17 protein-coding genes are annotated in these 16,893 nt (G+C 42.1%); 15 read left to right on the top strand and 2 right to left on the bottom strand.

Annotated elements, in window-relative coordinates; all coding sequences use genetic code 11:
• Nucleotides 1-146: 146 nt before the first annotated feature.
• Nucleotides 147-908, bottom strand: a complete 762-nt coding sequence (nagB, locus tag MLE14_RS08720; RefSeq protein ID WP_313897605.1) for a glucosamine-6-phosphate deaminase — start codon at nt 906-908, stop codon at nt 147-149.
• 2 nt (nt 909-910) lie between these two features.
• On the bottom strand, nt 911-2,092 hold the full coding sequence (nagA, locus tag MLE14_RS08715; RefSeq protein ID WP_243297977.1) for an N-acetylglucosamine-6-phosphate deacetylase: 1,182 nt from the start codon (nt 2,090-2,092) through the stop codon (nt 911-913).
• Between the two features lie 387 nt (nt 2,093-2,479).
• Here nagA and hprK point away from each other — a divergent pair, with 387 nt between their 5' ends.
• The 15 genes from hprK (at nt 2,480) to trxB (ending at nt 16,592) form a co-directional block, all read left to right on the top strand.
• On the top strand, nt 2,480-3,415 hold the full coding sequence (hprK, locus tag MLE14_RS08710) for an HPr(Ser) kinase/phosphatase (protein WP_243297976.1): 936 nt from the start codon (nt 2,480-2,482) through the stop codon (nt 3,413-3,415).
• A gap of 16 nt (nt 3,416-3,431) precedes the next feature.
• Nucleotides 3,432-4,244 (top strand): prolipoprotein diacylglyceryl transferase, encoded by an 813-nt coding sequence (gene lgt, locus MLE14_RS08705; RefSeq protein WP_243297975.1) that lies wholly within the window; start codon nt 3,432-3,434, stop codon nt 4,242-4,244.
• A gap of 24 nt (nt 4,245-4,268) precedes the next feature.
• Nucleotides 4,269-5,222 carry a nucleoside recognition domain-containing protein gene (locus tag MLE14_RS08700; RefSeq protein WP_243297974.1) on the top strand — a complete coding sequence of 318 codons (954 nt, stop codon included), beginning with the start codon at nt 4,269-4,271 and terminating at the stop codon, nt 5,220-5,222.
• Complete coding sequence (gene ppaX, locus MLE14_RS08695; protein WP_243298045.1) at nt 5,212-5,856, top strand: pyrophosphatase PpaX; 645 nt, start codon at nt 5,212-5,214, stop codon at nt 5,854-5,856. The genes MLE14_RS08700 and ppaX overlap by 11 nt, the downstream gene beginning before the upstream one ends.
• A complete protein-coding gene (locus tag MLE14_RS08690) occupies nt 5,856-6,392 on the top strand; it encodes an acyltransferase (protein WP_243297973.1) in 537 nt (178 codons plus the stop codon). The genes ppaX and MLE14_RS08690 overlap by 1 nt, the downstream gene beginning before the upstream one ends.
• A 393-nt stretch (nt 6,393-6,785) precedes the next feature.
• Nucleotides 6,786-7,964, top strand: a complete 1,179-nt coding sequence (locus MLE14_RS08685) for an ATP phosphoribosyltransferase regulatory subunit (RefSeq protein WP_243297972.1) — start codon at nt 6,786-6,788, stop codon at nt 7,962-7,964.
• Nucleotides 7,961-8,599: an ATP phosphoribosyltransferase gene (gene hisG / locus MLE14_RS08680; protein ID WP_243297971.1), complete on the top strand. Its 639-nt coding sequence runs from the start codon at nt 7,961-7,963 to the stop codon at nt 8,597-8,599. The genes MLE14_RS08685 and hisG overlap by 4 nt, the downstream gene beginning before the upstream one ends.
• The gene (gene hisD, locus MLE14_RS08675) at nt 8,600-9,874 is read left to right on the top strand and encodes a histidinol dehydrogenase (RefSeq protein WP_243297970.1); all 1,275 of its coding nucleotides are present in this window, start codon (nt 8,600-8,602) and stop codon (nt 9,872-9,874) included.
• Complete coding sequence (hisB, locus tag MLE14_RS08670; protein ID WP_243297969.1) at nt 9,875-10,465, top strand: imidazoleglycerol-phosphate dehydratase HisB; 591 nt, start codon at nt 9,875-9,877, stop codon at nt 10,463-10,465. It begins immediately after the preceding gene.
• Entirely contained in the window at nt 10,466-11,104 is a 639-nt protein-coding gene (gene hisH / locus MLE14_RS08665; RefSeq protein ID WP_243297968.1) for an imidazole glycerol phosphate synthase subunit HisH, read from the top strand.
• The gene (gene hisA, locus MLE14_RS08660) at nt 11,104-11,835 is read left to right on the top strand and encodes a 1-(5-phosphoribosyl)-5-[(5-phosphoribosylamino)methylideneamino]imidazole-4-carboxamide isomerase (protein WP_243297967.1); all 732 of its coding nucleotides are present in this window, start codon (nt 11,104-11,106) and stop codon (nt 11,833-11,835) included. The genes hisH and hisA overlap by 1 nt, the downstream gene beginning before the upstream one ends.
• Nucleotides 11,832-12,590, top strand: a complete 759-nt coding sequence (hisF, locus tag MLE14_RS08655) for an imidazole glycerol phosphate synthase subunit HisF (RefSeq protein ID WP_243297966.1) — start codon at nt 11,832-11,834, stop codon at nt 12,588-12,590. Before hisA ends, hisF begins: the two co-directional genes overlap by 4 nt.
• Nucleotides 12,587-13,219 (top strand): bifunctional phosphoribosyl-AMP cyclohydrolase/phosphoribosyl-ATP diphosphatase HisIE, encoded by a 633-nt coding sequence (gene hisIE / locus MLE14_RS08650; RefSeq protein ID WP_243297965.1) that lies wholly within the window; start codon nt 12,587-12,589, stop codon nt 13,217-13,219. Before hisF ends, hisIE begins: the two co-directional genes overlap by 4 nt.
• Before the next feature lie 825 nt (nt 13,220-14,044).
• Nucleotides 14,045-15,541, top strand: a complete 1,497-nt coding sequence (locus MLE14_RS08645; protein ID WP_243297964.1) for a tetratricopeptide repeat protein — start codon at nt 14,045-14,047, stop codon at nt 15,539-15,541.
• Nucleotides 15,542-15,638: 97 nt separating this feature from the next.
• The gene (gene trxB, locus MLE14_RS08640) at nt 15,639-16,592 is read left to right on the top strand and encodes a thioredoxin-disulfide reductase (RefSeq protein WP_243297963.1); all 954 of its coding nucleotides are present in this window, start codon (nt 15,639-15,641) and stop codon (nt 16,590-16,592) included.
• Nucleotides 16,593-16,893 lie beyond the last annotated feature (301 nt).

The following is a 16,893-nucleotide window of genomic DNA, read 5'->3' as shown; positions in this document are numbered from 1 at the left end:
AATGAGCCTGGTAATCCATCTTTACCAGGGCTCATTTTTTTCGATTAAGCTATATTGATATACGTTATAAATCCACTCGCTTTGGGCGAACGATCCGCCTTTCCCCCTTGATTGTGCCTCACTGTCGGGTCTCGGCCGGCTCGTTTTTACCCGATTGAATAGGATTTTCTGATCTCGTTTTGGTTAATTGCTGATAAGGCTTCTTCATCAGCGATTACGGTAACATCATCATGAAGATTTAAAATCGAAGCCGGGAATGATTCATCGACCGTTCCATCGAGAAGACGTGCAATTGTGTCTGCCTTTGATTGCCCCGAAACCAGCAATAAAATCCGTTTGCTTTCCATAATCGTTGCGATTCCCATTGTAATTGCTTTTGCAGGCACATCATCCATACTGGAAAAGAAGCGAGCGTTGGCTTTCCGTGTTTTTTCTGCTAACTCAACCACATGGGTACGGCTTAAAAAGGAAGTACCTGGTTCGTTAAAGCCAATATGCCCGTTATGTCCGATCCCTAATATCTGAAGATCTACCCCTCCGGCCTTCACAATCTTTTCTTCGTAGTTTTTACATTCTGCTTCTAAATCTTTAGCAGTTCCATCGGGTATCAGCTGTTGATTACGCGGAAGGTCAATATACTGAAAGAGTTTTGACTGCATATAGTAGTGATAACTGTTCCGGTCTGATTGCAGCAGGCCAACATATTCATCCAGATTCACACTTGTCACATGAGAATATGAGGTTTGCCCTTGTTGAAAATCATGGACAAGCTCACGATATACTCCCTCAGGTGTGCTACCTGTGGCTAAACCAAGGGTACATGGGGTTCGCTTTTTCACAAGAGATATGATTTCTTTTGCTGCAGTCTGACTCATTTCCTGATAGTCTTTACATGCAATGATCCTCACGATTATCCCTCCTTGCTATAAGCAATTTCTCCGCGGCAAACTGTTAACGTTACATCAAACTCCTGATCAAGCAAGACAATATCTGCATCTTTACCGGGGGACAGGCTGCCTTTTCTTTCAAAGAGACCCAGCTCTTTTGCGGGATTGACTGAAGTAAATTGAATCGAATCCTTCAATGTAAAAGAAGTATCTTCTATAATAAGCTTAACTGCATCCTTCATTTTTAGTACGCTTCCTGCTAAAGTTCCATTAGCCAGTGTTGCTTTTCTGCCTTCCACTTTTACTTCTTGACCGCCTAAGTCATATATTCCATTTTTTAGACATTTGGCACGCATCGAGTCTGTAATCAGTACGATTCGGTCTGTCCCTTTTGATTGTATGGCGTGCTGAATCATTTTAGGATGAACATGAATTCCATCTGCTATGATTTCAGCAGTCAGCTCGCGATGCAGAAGAGCGGCTCCGACTACGCCTGGGTCCCGGTGGTGGAGCGGTCGCATCGCATTATATAAATGGGTGACATGGCTTAAGCCTTTGCCAATTGCATGTGTAACTTCATCATAAGTAGCATTGGAATGGCCGATAGAGGCAATAATGCCATGGCTTTTTAAGTATTCTACTAAATCGTAGCCGTTTGGACGTTCAGGTGCTAAAGTAACGATCCGAATACTGTCATCGGAAAGCGAACGCCACTTTTCAAAAAGCTCTATATTTGGCTCTTGGATAAAAGATGGATGCTGTGCTCCTGCTTTATCAGGGTGCAGAAAGGGTCCTTCCAAATGGACACCGGCCATTTCAGCTTTTCCAGGCGTGTTTGCCGATTTACGGTAAGAGGCAATCGCTTTTAGAGCTGCTTCTATTGCTTCAATGCTTTGTGTGGCGGTTGTCGCCAGAAAGCTAGTCGTACCTTCCTGGGGCAAAGTTCTTGCCATCGTTTCATATGCCTCATCAGATGCATCCATCGTATCGGCTCCGCCTACGCCGTGAATATGCACATCGATAAATCCCGGCACAACCTTTTGCCCTTTTGCATCGAATTGATTTTCGATATGTACAGGGGCTGTTTCCATTGAACCGACTGAACGGATTGAGCCATCTGCAATATGAATATATCCATTCTCGATTACTTTGTCCTCGGTATAAATTTCCCCATTAATTAGTAGCCATTCCGTACTTCCAAACATTTGAACATCTCCTGATCCTTTTTCTTTTAGTATAGTAAAGGAAGGATTAAATGTCTATACCACTTTAGCCTATCTCAAAGCAGAATAAAGGGAAAACTGCTATAAATTTAGTAATTAATTAATAAATTGTACAATTGGTATATACAAATATTATTAACACATTATTTAAAAACTGTACATTTCAAACGTGACACAAGATGGGTTACAATGTAGAGTGGAACTATACCTTCATGAGATCACGAATAAAAGAGACAACCAACTTCTATTATTCCAAATGTATATATTATCAATGCCTGTTTTGGTTTACTAAACTAAAAGTTATAAAGCAGGGCTGTTTTTTGATATAACTATAATGTTCTCCAATATAGTGAAGGAGGAGGATTTTGCATGGCAAAAGTGCGAACAAAAGATTTAATAGAAAAATTTGACCTGGAACTGGTAAGTGGCGAAGAAGGGATTAATCGCCCGATTATGACTAGTGACCTAAGCCGTCCCGGATTGGAGATGGCTGGTTTTTTTGAATATTATCCAGCAGAGCGGGTTCAGCTCCTTGGTAAAACAGAGTTAACTTTTTTCAGTCAGCTTTCATCTTCTGAGAAAAGGGAAAGAATGGAACGGCTCTGTACAGACATTACGCCAGCGATTATTGTTTCTAGGGATTTAGAGATTCCTGAGGAGCTGATTGAAGCTTCCAATCGGGAATCTGTGCCTGTCATGAAATCGAATCTAAAGACAACCCGATTGTCGAGCCGGTTAACCAACTATCTGGAAAGTATGCTTGCACCATCAACCGCAATGCACGGTGTATTGGTGGATGTGTATGGAGTAGGTGTATTAATTACTGGCAAGAGCGGAGTTGGCAAAAGTGAAACTGCGTTGGAACTAATCAAAAGGGGACACCGTCTCGTTGCTGATGATTGTGTGGAAATCAGACAGGAAGATGAAAATACGCTGGTTGGAAGTGCACCAGAGCTCATAGAACACTTACTTGAAATCCGCGGATTAGGGATTATCAATGTGATGACCTTATTTGGAGCTGGAGCTGTACGCTCTTATAAGCGGATTACAATCGTTATGAATCTTGAACTTTGGGACCCAAACAAACAGTACGACCGCCTTGGACTGGACGAAGAAAAAATAAAAATTATCGATACGGAATTGCCAAGATTAACGATTCCGGTCCGTCCAGGACGAAATTTAGCGGTTATCATTGAAGTGGCAGCCATGAATTTCCGCCTGAAACGTATGGGATTAAATGCGGCCGAACAGTTTACAAATCGTTTGCACGATGTAATTGAGGATAGTGATCACGATCATTCATAGGAGAGGATGAGGTTTAGTGGAGAGTACAATTACACCAATTGATCCAATTGCATTCTCGATTGGAGCTCTAGATGTCAGATGGTATGGAATCTTAATTGGTCTTGGGATTGCAATCGCCTTTTTAATGGCAGTTCGTGAGGGAAAGAAAAGGGGAATTGATAGCGAAGTTATTGCAGATTTACTGCTTTGGGCAGTTCCCATCAGTATTGTATGTGCAAGAATCTACTACGTCATTTTTCAATGGGATTATTATTCACAAAATCCGGGGGATATCATAAAAATCTGGGAAGGCGGAATTGCAATTCATGGAGCGCTGATCGGTGCCGTTGCAACCGCAGTTATTTTTTGCAGAATAAAAGGAATCTCTTTCTGGAAGCTAGCTGATATTGTTGCCCCGAGTTTATTGGTTGGTCAAGCGATTGGCCGCTGGGGAAATTTTATGAACCAGGAGGCTTATGGCGGGGAAGTAAGCAGAGAATTTTTAGAAAGCCTATTTATACCCGATTGGATTATTAATCAAATGTACATTCAAGGTGCGTATCACCATCCGACTTTTCTATATGAATCTCTTTGGAATTTTGTCGGGATTTTCGTTCTGCTTGGGTTGCGCAGAGTCAACTTGCGCAGAGGCGAAATCTTCTTATCTTATCTCATCTGGTATTCAATCGGCCGCTTCTTTGTCGAAGGCATGCGGACGGATAGCTTAATGCTTACTGAATTTTTGCGGGTTGCGCAAGTGCTGTCCCTTGTATTGATTGTAGTGAGCATTGCAATTATAGTATTTAGAAGAATGAAGGGCTATGCGCGTGAAAGGTACTTAGACAACTAGCGAACACTTGGAGGAATGTTGGCAATGCTTATCTCGTCATGTAAAAAAGGACTCATGGTGGGTTTAAAAACAGCATGGACATTAGGAAAAGTTATTTTCCCGATTACGTTGCTTGTTTCCATTTTACAATATACACCTGTTTTACCTTGGCTGATTGATTTGATTTCCCCGATTATGGGTGTTTTTGGACTGAGCGGCGATGCCGCTATTCCTTTAGTGCTTGGGAATGTTCTGAATCTGTATGCTGCGATTGGGGCGATTTTATCGATTGAATTAACTGTGAAGGAAGTATTTATTTTAGCAGTCATGCTTTCTTTCTCTCATAATTTATTTGTTGAGACAGGTGTTGCCTTAAAAGTAGGAGTGAAGCTTTGGGTCGTGCTTGTTGTGCGGCTTGGATTGGCTGCACTTGGTGCGATTCTTATTCATTTGCTCTGGAAGGGCGGCGGTGAAATTGCCCGCTATGGCCTGGTTCCAGCTGAAACCAGTACTCCTGATACATGGAGTGCGATTATCTTGGCGGGATTAGAAAAAGCTGCATTAGGGATATTACAGCTTGCTCTGATTGTGATTCCGCTCATGATTGTTATACAAATTCTAAAAGATTTAAAATGGCTGGAAGCATTCTCGAAAAAAATGGAGCCAATTACTAGGGGCTTAGGTATGCAGGCAAACACATCGATGACTCTAGTGGCGGGTCTGACGATTGGATTAGCGTACGGTGCCGGTATTATGATACAGGCAGTGAAGGAGGATGGTGTCAGTAAAAAGGATGCGACCTTAGCATTTATCTTCCTGGTTGCCTGTCACGCGGTTGTTGAGGATACTTTGATTTTTGTCCCTTTAGGCATACCGATTCTTCCATTATTTATTATTAGGCTTTGTACGGCTATCCTCCTGACTATAGTGGTTGCAGCAGTTTGGAAACGGATGGACTGGAATAAAAGAAAGGAACCTTCGTATGGACATACAAATTGACACAGTATTATTTGACTTAGATGGAACATTAATCGATACCAACGAATTAATCATTCAATCATTTCTTCATACGATGGAAAACTATTTTCCCGGTCAGTATGAGCGCGAGCATGTTCTTCCCTTTATGGGACCAACCTTGCAGGAAACATTTGAAAAATTAAACCCCACTAAAGTAGAAGAGATGATTGGAACATACCGTGAATTCAATCACCGTGAACATGATCGGTTAGTCAAAGAATTTGAAGGTGTGTATGAAACAGTGGAGGCATTGATTCGCAATGGGTACAAAATTGGCATTGTCACAACTAAAATTAGAGAAACCGTGCTAAAAGGACTAAAGTTAACGAAGCTTGATCCATTTTTTCCGGTAATCGTTGCTTTAGATGATGTTAAAAAAGCAAAGCCTGATCCGGAGCCGATAGAAAAAGCATTGCAGCTGCTTGATTCCAAACCAGAAAATACAATCATGGTCGGAGATAATCATCACGATATTTTAGGCGGGAAAAACGCTGGAACAATGACGGCCGCTGTAGCCTGGTCTGTTAAAGGTGAAGACTATCTGGCCCAATTCAAGCCAGACTATATGCTTCAAAATATGAAAGACCTATTAAAGATCCTGGGTGTGGAAGATTAATGAGAAAAACCGAACGTTTCCCTGTGGAAGGTGCCAATTCTTTGTGGCATGTTTATAAAACAGTTCCCTTTTGGAAAGTTGTCAAAAATTTTATTGTAATTCAGCTTGCCCGATACACACCCTTTCTCTCTGTGAAAAGTTGGCTCTACCGCGTTTTCTTAAGAATGGAGATAGGAGAAAAAACATCATTTGCCCTCATGGTCATGCTCGATGTCATGTTTCCTGAAAAAATTAAGGTGGGCCGAAATACGGTGATTGGCTATAATACAACGATCCTTGCACACGAGTATTTAATTAAAGAGTACCGGCTCGGACCGGTTATCATTGGAGACGAAGTGATGATCGGTGCTAATACAACGATTTTGCCGGGTGTAACCATTGGGGATGGTGCTATAGTATCTGCAGGTACTTTAGTGCATAAGGATGTCCCGGCAGGCTCGTTTGTCGGAGGCAATCCAATGCGTATCATTTATACAAAAGAAGAACGGGAGCTGCGGGAAAAGCAGGACGCAGAAAGAAACAAGAATGGTTCGTAAGAGCTGTTCTTGTTTTTTTTATTCGTTAAAATTTAAGCAAAGAGGTTGATTCGACGCGGCAGTGAAAATTTTTTGAATCTGTAAAATCATGCATTTCGAACGGGGTTGTGCCAGCCTGGTGCAAATAGTATCCGTAGCAGAATGAGGAACCATTAGATAAGTTTGGCGGATCCTCATTCCGTTATTCGAATGAAAACCAGCATTTTAATGAAAAAGCGAAAATTGATTTGTGACAAATGGGGTTATTTTATTTTTCAAAAATAAATCCCATAATATCTCTTCTTTCCATTGACGAAACTAAGAGGAAGGAGTACACTACTATTAACTTTAATTTACTACCATATTAGCGAACTAAAGGATTTTGAATATTTCCTGAATAGGTGATTTGATTTTATGACAAAGCCATTTATGTTTGAGAAGCCGCTTGGGATGCGGGATACGCTTCCTAAGATATATAAAAGAAAGCGAAAAGTTGTTCAGCAATTGGAAACCGAGTTGAAAAGCTGGGGGTATCAAATGATTGAGACGCCGACCTTAGAATATTATGAAACCACGGGAAGAACGTCGGCGATTGATGACCAAAAGCTTTTTAAATTATTAGATCAGCAGGGCCATACCCTCGTACTTCGTCCGGATATGACTGCACCAATTGCCAGGGTTGCCGCATCAAAGCTAGCTCAGGACTCTACACCTTTACGATTAAGCTATCAGGCTAACGTTTTTCGTTCACAGCAGCGGGAAGGAGGGCGGCCAGCTGAGTTTTCACAGGCTGGAGTTGAATTAATCGGGGACTCCACGATTAGTGCAGACGGGGAAGTGATTGCCTTGCTTGTCTCTTCTCTGCGAAAAGCAGGACTTGATGGATTTACATTAGCGATTGGCCATGTAAAGTTTGTAGATTCCTTTTTCTTTGAGGTTTTAGGAACGGAGGAAAGAGTCCAGGGGTTAAAGCGGTTTTTATTCGAAAAAAATTACGTCGGGTACCGAGAGCATATTCAGGCACTCTCGCTTTCATCAATCGATAAAGAGAGACTCAATCAATTTTTAAATTTAATTGGGGACGAGTCGATTATTGAACGGGCAAAAGAACTTTCTTCAGATCCGGCTGTTCTTGAAGCGATTCAGCAGTTGGAATTACTATTTTGTATTTTGTGTGATTACGGAGTGAAAGAGTTTATCAAGCTGGATTTAACGCTTGTAAGCCATATGACTTACTACACAGGGATTTTATTTGAGGCTTACGCCAGTCAGGTAGGTTTTCCGATTGGAAACGGCGGACGTTATGATAAGCTTGTCCGTCAATTTGGCATCAATGAAGCTGCTACAGGGTTCGGTATTTATATTGATAGATTATTAGAAGCCTTGCATTTTGATGAAGAAACAGATGAGACGATCCTGATTATATATAGTGCGGAGCACCGCAAAATGGCGATTGAGAAGGCTATAGAACTTCGGAATCAGGGACAGGCGGTTATTATTCAGGATATTTCTGGGATTAAGGATCTCGATAAGTTCGTAAAATCGTTTGCTGATGTTTACTACTTTTTTGGTGAAAGGGGGAGGGACGCATGAGGGACTGGCTGACGATCGCACTGCCAAAAGGAAGAATTTTTGACGAAGCACTCGATTTATTGCGGCGGGCAGGTTACCAGATTCCACCAGACTTTGATGAATCGCGGAAACTGATCATTGAGGTCGAGGAGGAAGGGATGAGGTTCATTCTCGCCAAGCCGATGGACGTCCCGACCTATGTCGAGCATGGGGTTGCGGATATTGGGATTGCGGGTAAGGATGTCATGCTTGAAGAAGAACGTGACGTGTATGAGCTGTTAGACTTGCAAATCAGCCACTGCTATCTGGCAGTAGCGGGGCTGCCACGTACAGAACTGAACGAAGTAGCTCCGAAAATCGCAACGAAATATCCGAACGTAGCGTCGAGCTTTTTTAGAGCGAAGGGTGAGCAGGTCGAAATTATAAAGCTAAACGGTTCGATAGAATTAGCCCCTCTCATTGGCTTAGCCGACCGAATTGTAGATATCGTATCAACCGGGAGAACGTTAAAAGAAAACGGCTTAGTTGAATACGAAAAAATTGTATCGATTACTTCGAGGCTTATTGTGAACCCTGTCAGCTACCGGTTAAAGGATCAGATAGTCCATGACATGGTGAATCGTCTGACTGAAGTGGTTGAAAAAGGAGGTCTTTAGGTGAAAATCTATACGAGCTTCGATGCTCCGTCGCTTCGCAGATCCGTTGAAAACGGGACATTGGAACAGCGAAAAGCGGTGCTTGATATTTTAGAAGAGGTCCGAAAAACAGGGGATGATGCACTCTATCATTTTACAAAGCAATTTGATGGGGTAGCACTGACCACTTTAACTGTTTCAGAAAAAGAGATGACGGAGGCCTATGAAAAAATTGATTCTTCTCTCGTAGAGATTATGAGGCAAGCAGCACGAAACATCCGGGAATACCATGAGAAGCAAAAGAAAACGGGCTGGATGATGACTAGAACGGATGGAACGATTTTGGGGCAAAAAGTGACGCCGCTGGATTCGGTCGGAGTCTATGTCCCAGGAGGAACCGCTGCCTATCCATCCTCCGTTTTAATGACGGTTGTTCCGGCAGTTGTTGCTGGAGTGGAACGAATCGTGATGGTATCTCCACCACAAAAGGATGGAACGATAAATCCTAGTGTATTGGTCGCTGCAAAAGAAGCAGGTGTGACCGAAATCTACAAGGTAGGTGGAGCGCAGGCGGTTGCTGCACTAGCTTATGGAACCCGAACCATTGCCCCTGTAGATAAAATTGTAGGACCAGGCAATATTTATGTGGCTCTAGCCAAACGAGAAGTATTCGGGATTGTCGATATAGATATGATTGCAGGACCTTCTGAAATTGTCGTTCTAGCGGATGAAACGGCTAAACCGCATGAAGTGGCTGCGGACCTTTTATCGCAAGCAGAGCATGACCCGCGTTCTTCTTGCTGTTTAGTAACGACTTCTAAAAGCTTGGCAGAAGCTGTTCAAAGAGAAGTTGAGCTGCAGCTTAGAACATTGCCGCGCGAACAAATAGCACGAGCGTCCATTGAAGATTATGGAGCGATTTATGTAACTGACAGCTTAGATGCAGCTATCGAGGTAGTAAATGCGCTAGCTCCTGAGCATTTAGAAATGATCATTGAAAAAGCTCAGGAAACATTGGCAAAAATTAAACACGCTGGAGCTATTTTTGTTGGCCGCTACAGCAGTGAGCCAGTCGGAGACTATTTTGCCGGTACGAATCACGTTCTCCCGACAAACGGAACTGCTCGTTTTTCAAGTCCGCTCAATCTGGATGACTACCAGAAAAAATCAAGTGTGATTTTATACAGTGAGGAAGCTTTTAAACAAAATGCAAATAAAATTGCTGCCTTTGCTCGTTTAGAAGGACTAGAAGCTCATGCAAGGGCGATTGAAAGCCGGTTCAAGGAGGAAATATAGATGACAGCAAGGGAAGCCTCTGTTTCGAGACAGACAAAAGAAACTCAAATTGATTTGGCATTTGCGATTGATGGAGAAGGGAAATCGGAATTATACACGCCTGTCCCATTTTTAACCCATATGCTTGATCTTTTTACAAAGCATGGTCATTTTAATCTGACCGTCAATGCTAGCGGTGATGTGGAAATCGATGATCACCATACGACCGAGGATATTGGGATATGTTTAGGACAAGCATTAAAAGACGCGCTTGGCGACAAAAAGGGAATTAAGCGCTATGGGAATGCGTTTGTGCCAATGGACGAGGCTCTGGCCCAGGTTGTGGTTGATTTAAGTAATCGACCGCACCTGGAATTTCGCGGAGTACTTCCGGCAGCCAAAGTCGGAACCTTTGATACGGAGCTTGTTCATGAATTTTTATGGAAACTGGCGATTGAGGCCCGCATGAATTTACACGTCATAATCCATTACGGTTCTAACACTCACCATATGATAGAAGCAGTCTTCAAAGCATTAGGAAGAGCATTAGACGAAGCGACTTCGATTGATCCGCGCGTTAAGGGGATTCCATCAACGAAAGGGATGTTATAAATGATTGGTGTGATTGATTACGGGATGGGGAACCTTTTCAGTGTCCAAAAAGCATTAGAACGGCTTAAGGCTCCTTTTTTCGTTTCTGAATCAATAGACGAGCTAGAAACAGCTTCCGGATTGATTCTTCCTGGAGTCGGGGCTTTTCCCGATGCGATGAAAAAACTGACCGAGACGGATATGGTTCCCTTTATTGAACGGAAAGCTGCAGAAGGTATCCCTTTACTTGGAATCTGCTTAGGAATGCAGCTTTTGTTTACCAAAAGTGAGGAGCACGGTGAACATAATGGGTTGGGGCTGTTAGAAGGTGAAGTGGTTCGCTTTCCGGGAAAAACAGAGGAAAACCAAACGTATAAAGTACCTCATATTGGCTGGAATAATCTCGTGTTTCATAAGCGGGACAATCAACTGTTATCTGGATTAGAGGAGGATTTTGCCTATTTTGTCCACTCTTACTATGTTCGGGCAGACGAGGATGCTGTCATTGCCTACAGTGACTATTTTGATGTAAAAGTACCAGCAATTGTAGGCAGAGACCATATATTTGGGATGCAATTTCATCCGGAAAAAAGCAGCAAGCTAGGAATGCAGCTGTTATCTAATTTTACAAAGCTAGCAGGTCAAGGAGAGAGAAGCTGATGTCATTTACAATATATCCTGCGATTGATATGCGCGGAGGAAAATGTGTAAGGCTCATCCAAGGGGATTACAGCCAAGAAACCGTATACGGTGATTCACCATTTGACATGGCCGAACAATTCGCTAATGACGGAGCTGCTTGGATTCATATGGTTGATTTAGACGGGGCCAAGGCTGGTGAAAAAATCAATCATCCCTTTGTCGTACAAGCAGCGAAAAAATTGACCTCCTCGATTCAAATTGGAGGAGGTATACGCTCAGAGGCAGATATTGAATTTTACTTGGAAAACGGGGTTGACCGCGTCATCCTTGGGAGTATCGCCGTGACCAATCGGGATTTTGTTAAAGACATGCTGAAAAAATATGGTGCAAAGCTTGCGATTGGAATTGATGCCAAGGAAGGGTATGTTGCGACTCATGGATGGTTATCGACCTCTTCTTTAACGGCAGTGGAATTAGGAAAAGAACTGGCAGAAGCAGGAGCTGAAACCTTTATTTGTACGGATATTGCAAAGGATGGAATGCTCTCTGGCCCAAATATCGAATCCCTGCTGCAAATTGCGGAAGTTACGGGTAAAAACATTATTGCTTCTGGCGGGATCAGTTCTTTAGAAGATTTGCGGGCACTCCGAAAATTGGCGGACAAAGGGATTAAAGGGGCAATCGTCGGGAAAGCCCTTTACGAGCAGCGTTTCACACTGCGAGAGGCTATTGAGGAGGTATCGTCATGATTACGAAACGGATTATCCCTTGTCTGGATGTAAAAGAAGGACGGGTTGTGAAAGGAATTCAATTCGTCCAGCTTCGGGATGCTGGCGACCCGGTGGAGCTTGCCCGATTTTATGATGAACAAGGTGCGGATGAACTCGTATTCTTGGATATTTCCGCTTCCCATGAGGGGAGAAAAACCATGGAAGACGTTGTTCGCCAAGTAGCATCTGAATTAGCGATCCCCTTTACAGTTGGAGGCGGAATCGGAAGCTTAGAGGATATGAAGCGAATGTTGAGGGCTGGAGCTGATAAGGTTAGTATCAATACAGCCGCCATTTTAAATCCTGAATTAATCCGTGAAGGAGCCGACTACTTTGGGTCTCAATGTATGGTTTTGGCGATCGATGCAAAATACCATGAAGAGCTTGGAACGTGGAAAGTTTATACTCACGGGGGACGGAAAGAAACCGGGCTGGATGCTATTTCCTGGGCGAAACAAGCAGTAGAATTGGGAGCAGGGGAAATTCTGCTCACTTCAATGGACGCTGATGGGGAGAAAGCGGGCTTCGATGTAGCACTGACAAAGGCTATCAATAATGCTGTGAGTGTACCGGTGATTGCTTCTGGTGGCGCCGGCAAGAAAGAGGATTTCCTTGAGGTTTTTGAAGAAGCAGGAGCAGATGCAGCATTGGCAGCCTCGATTTTTCATTATAAAGAAACCTCTGTCAAAGAAGTGAAGGATTATTTAAAGGAACAGGGGGTACATGTACGATGAACGTAAACGAAATAAAATTTGACGAAAATGGCCTCGTTCCTGCTATTGTTCAAGACTTTGAAACAAAGGAAGTTTTAACACTTGCCTTTATGAACAAAGAATCTTTGCAAAAGTCTATCGAAACAAAGGAAACTTGGTTTTATAGTCGTTCGCGTCAGGAGTTATGGCATAAAGGTGCCACAAGCGGACATACGCAAAAAATCGTATCGATGACGTATGACTGTGATGGTGACGCGATTGTGGTTCAAGTGATTCCTAATGGACCAGCGTGCCATAATGGCACAGCCAGCTGTTTTACGAAAACATTTTATGAAGACAAGACCGTTGCAGAATCTAGCGTTTCAGCCGAATTTTTACTTGAGTTAGAAAAGGTAGTAGCGCAGCGGGAAGCGGAGCGACCCGAAGGCTCTTATACCACTTATCTATTTGAAAAGGGAGTAGATAAGATTCTTAAAAAGGTTGGGGAAGAGGCATCAGAAGTGATCATTGCAGCGAAAAATCGCGACCATGGCGAGCTTAAATGGGAAGCAGCTGATTTGATCTATCACCTTCTTGTTTTACTGAAAGAACAAGATCTGCCTTTTACGGAAGTTTTGAAAGTATTAAAGGAAAGACATACAAAAGAATGACGGATTCGACAAAACGACGTATGCATGCGTCGTTTTTTTAGTGCATTGGTACTCACTGATAGATTTTTTTGCATTTTTAAAAGAGGCGGTGGTGAAATAAGCGAACTCAGGGGCTGATAACAGAACTTAGAAGTGGATAACCGAACTGAAGCGTGAGATAACAGAACTTAGAGGTAAAATAAACGAACTCAAGAATCGATAACCGAATTCAGAAGGGTAATAAACGAACTCAAGAATAAATAACTGAACTCAGGAGGGCTATAACCGCACTCACAAGTATTTAACCGGACTTAGCAACGAGATAACCGCACTCACAAGTATTTAACCGAACTTAAACACACGAGATAACCGCACTCAAGAGTATATAACCGAACTTAATCACGAGATAACCGCACTCACAAGTATTTAACCGGACTTAGCAACGAGATAACCGCACTCACAAGTATTTAACCGAACTTAAACACACGAGATAACCGCACTCAAGAGTATATAACCGAACTTAATCACGAGATAACCGCACTCACAAGTATTTAACCGGACTTAGCAACGAGATAACCGCACTCACAAGTATTTAACCGAACTTAAACACACGAGATAACCGCACTCAAGAGTATATAACCGAACTTAATCACGAGATAACCGCACTCACAAGTATTTAACCGAACCCAAGCGCGACATAACTGAACTCAGAATCTGGATCAAGCATCCCAACCCTGTACCTGTGAAAATCCAAAAATGGACAATCCCAATTCTTCCCTTATACCTTCTCGCCTTGCCCCACATATGGTATACTACTGTAGTTACTAAGATTAGACGGAGGATTTCATGAGTAAACATTTCAAAGTAGAGCAGACAAGTGGAAAAATCCTTTCATTTACCCCTACGGGAGAGTACTACTTCACAAAGGGGTTAAAAGCGTATCATCGAGGGGATTTGAATAAAGCGAAGAAATATTTAGAACGAGCTTATCATCTAGAGCCTTCAGAGCCTCTAATTGCTTGTCAGCTTGCGATGGTGCATACGGAAATTGGACAGTACCAATCCTCCAATGAGCTTCTTCATCTAATCTTGGAGCAATTGGATGACCATATGACGGAATGCTACTATTTTCTGGCAAACAATTATGCTTATTTAGGGCATTTTAGAGAAGCATTTCAAAATGCGCAAAAATATGTAGAAGCTGAACCAAACGGCGATTTTCGTGATGATGCCGAGGAATTGCTTGAAATTATATCAATGGAGCTTGGCTTGGATGATGCTGATTTAGAGGAAGAAGATGAATTAATTCGCCAGCAGGATGAGGCCCGTTTATGCTTAGAAGCGGGTGAATTTGAAAAGGCGATTGACCTGCTTAATGATGTGATTGAATCTCATCCGGATTACTGGTCAGCTTACAATAACTTAGCCTTGGCCCATTTTTATTTAGGAAATGTAAAAAGGGCGAATCAAGTCTTAGAAACGGTATTAGAAAAAAATCCCGGAAATCTGCATGCTTTATGTAATTCCTTGATTTTTGCCCATTATCAAAAAGATTTTCATCAGGTTCATAATTTGTACGATACATTGAAAAATATTCATCCGATTATGCTTGAGCATCGTTACAAATTAGGCGCAACCTTTGCCTTGATTGGAAAGTATGAACTGGCCTATCAATGGTTGCGCAAGCTTCAGAAACAAGGATTTGATGGAGACGGTGCTTTCTTTTACTGGCTTTCAGTTTCTGCTTACTATACGGGGAAAAAGGAATTCGCAAAGGATATGTGGAAACGGGTGATTGAATTGTCTCCTGAACGAAAAGGGCAGGAGCCCTGGATTCAGGATGAACGAATGTTAATCAATGATCCTGCTATGATCGAAAGAATCTGGAAAAGCGAAGAAGACCCTCAACGTTTATTTGCCTTATTTTTATTAACGGTATCGGATGATAAAAAACTATGGATATCGAAACGGACTCTCCGAATATCTCCGCTATCTGCTGATGAACTGCAGTATTTCAACTATTGTCTATCTGAAAAATGGGAAGAGGAATCGAATGGTTTATCGATTTCGATTGCACATCAGGTAGCTTTAAACCTTTATAACTGGGAAGGGAAAACCATTACCTGGAAAAATAGCGGTTTGTTTTTAACCTGGTTTACAGCATTTCTTGAATTAAAAGGAAAACCGCTGCAGGATGCAAATGCATTGGCGGGCGCTCTTTTTTACTTTTGGAAAAAGCTAAGAGGAGAGGCTGTTACTCAGAAAGATGCTGCGGATGTCGCTGGTGTTTCTGTTTATTCATTGCGGAAATATACTCAGGAAATTAAAAAGGTATTGCTGTAGAAAATTTTTCTAAGCATTATATTAGACGATTTCGTCCGTAAACTATACGATAGATGGGAACACTATATTTTAGTACTGTAAAAGGAGTGACAGTCCAGTGGCTGAAGAAAAAATTTATGATGTCATAATCGCTGGTGCTGGTCCTGCAGGTATGACAGCTGCTGTTTATACATCGCGTGCAAATCTGTCCACTCTCATGATTGAGCGTGGAGTTCCTGGCGGACAAATGGCCAACACAGAAGATGTTGAAAACTATCCTGGATTTGAAAGCATACTAGGTCCAGATTTATCGAATAAAATGTTTGAACATGCTAAAAAATTTGGAGCCGAATACGCTTATGGTGACATTAAAGAGATTGTTGATGGCGAAGAATATAAAATTGTCAAAGCAGGTTCTAAAGAATACAAAGCCAGAGCTGTCATTATTGCAACAGGTGCTGAATACAAAAAATTAGGCGTACCTGGTGAAAACGAATATGGCGGACGCGGTGTATCCTACTGTGCGGTTTGTGATGGAGCGTTCTTTAAGCAAAGAGAATTAGTTGTCGTTGGCGGCGGAGACTCTGCTGTTGAAGAGGGTGTTTACTTAACCCGGTTTGCCTCAAAAGTAACGATTGTCCATCGCCGTGATGAATTGCGCGCTCAGAAAATTTTGCAGAAGCGTGCCTTTGAAAATGAGAAGGTTGATTTCATTTGGAATCATACCGTTAAAGAAATCCACGGGGAAAATGGAAAAGTCAGCAGCGTCACTCTTGTTTCAACTGAAACGGGCGAAGAGCGTGAGTTTAAGACTGATGGAGTCTTTATTTACATCGGGATGGTTCCGCTCTCCAAACCATTTGCAAATCTGGGGATTACCAATAGCGCAGGCTATATTGAAACCGATGAAAAAATGGAAACTCGTGTACCAGGAATTTTTGCTGCAGGTGATATTCGTGAAAAATCATTGCGTCAAATTGTTACGGCTACTGGTGATGGAAGTATTGCCGCGCAAAGTGCTCAGCACTATGTAGAAGAACTTTTAGAAAAACAAAAAGCACGTCAGGCTTAAAATTTAGGGTAAATTTTACAAAAAATAATACCAATTTAAACCTATTGTAACAGCATTGAAACATTTGTTCTGTATGATAGAGGTAGAAATTGACCCCCTTTTGAAACATATATATTCATGTTTCGCACAGGCTCCTTTTGCCTGTGTTTTTTTTTATAAAGGAATCTTTAAAAATAGGCTCTATAATATTTGTTGGGGTTTGAACACAACTTTTTATTCATAAAAAAAACACGTAAACATCCAATTCTTTTATACTTGAATTGTCGAGAAACAAGACAAAAGAAATGGAGTTACGTGTATA

This window comes from Bacillus litorisediminis (assembly GCF_022808645.1).
In the GTDB taxonomy this organism is placed as follows: Bacteria; Bacillota; Bacilli; order Bacillales; family JC228; genus Bacillus_BF; species Bacillus_BF litorisediminis.
This window is presented reverse-complemented; position numbering and strand designations above follow the sequence as displayed.

Coding starts and splice junctions, on each gene's coding strand:
- nagA (WP_243297977.1), bottom strand. CDS start 2,092: ATGTTTGGAAGTACGGAATGGCTACTAATTAATGGGGAAATTTATACC.
- hprK (WP_243297976.1), top strand. CDS start 2,480: ATGGCAAAAGTGCGAACAAAAGATTTAATAGAAAAATTTGACCTGGAA.
- MLE14_RS08700 (WP_243297974.1), top strand. CDS start 4,269: ATGCTTATCTCGTCATGTAAAAAAGGACTCATGGTGGGTTTAAAAACA.
- MLE14_RS08690 (WP_243297973.1), top strand. CDS start 5,856: ATGAGAAAAACCGAACGTTTCCCTGTGGAAGGTGCCAATTCTTTGTGG.
- MLE14_RS08685 (WP_243297972.1), top strand. CDS start 6,786: ATGACAAAGCCATTTATGTTTGAGAAGCCGCTTGGGATGCGGGATACG.
- hisG (WP_243297971.1), top strand. CDS start 7,961: ATGAGGGACTGGCTGACGATCGCACTGCCAAAAGGAAGAATTTTTGAC.
- hisB (WP_243297969.1), top strand. CDS start 9,875: ATGACAGCAAGGGAAGCCTCTGTTTCGAGACAGACAAAAGAAACTCAA.
- hisH (WP_243297968.1), top strand. CDS start 10,466: ATGATTGGTGTGATTGATTACGGGATGGGGAACCTTTTCAGTGTCCAA.
- hisA (WP_243297967.1), top strand. CDS start 11,104: ATGTCATTTACAATATATCCTGCGATTGATATGCGCGGAGGAAAATGT.
- hisF (WP_243297966.1), top strand. CDS start 11,832: ATGATTACGAAACGGATTATCCCTTGTCTGGATGTAAAAGAAGGACGG.
- hisIE (WP_243297965.1), top strand. CDS start 12,587: ATGAACGTAAACGAAATAAAATTTGACGAAAATGGCCTCGTTCCTGCT.
- MLE14_RS08645 (WP_243297964.1), top strand. CDS start 14,045: ATGAGTAAACATTTCAAAGTAGAGCAGACAAGTGGAAAAATCCTTTCA.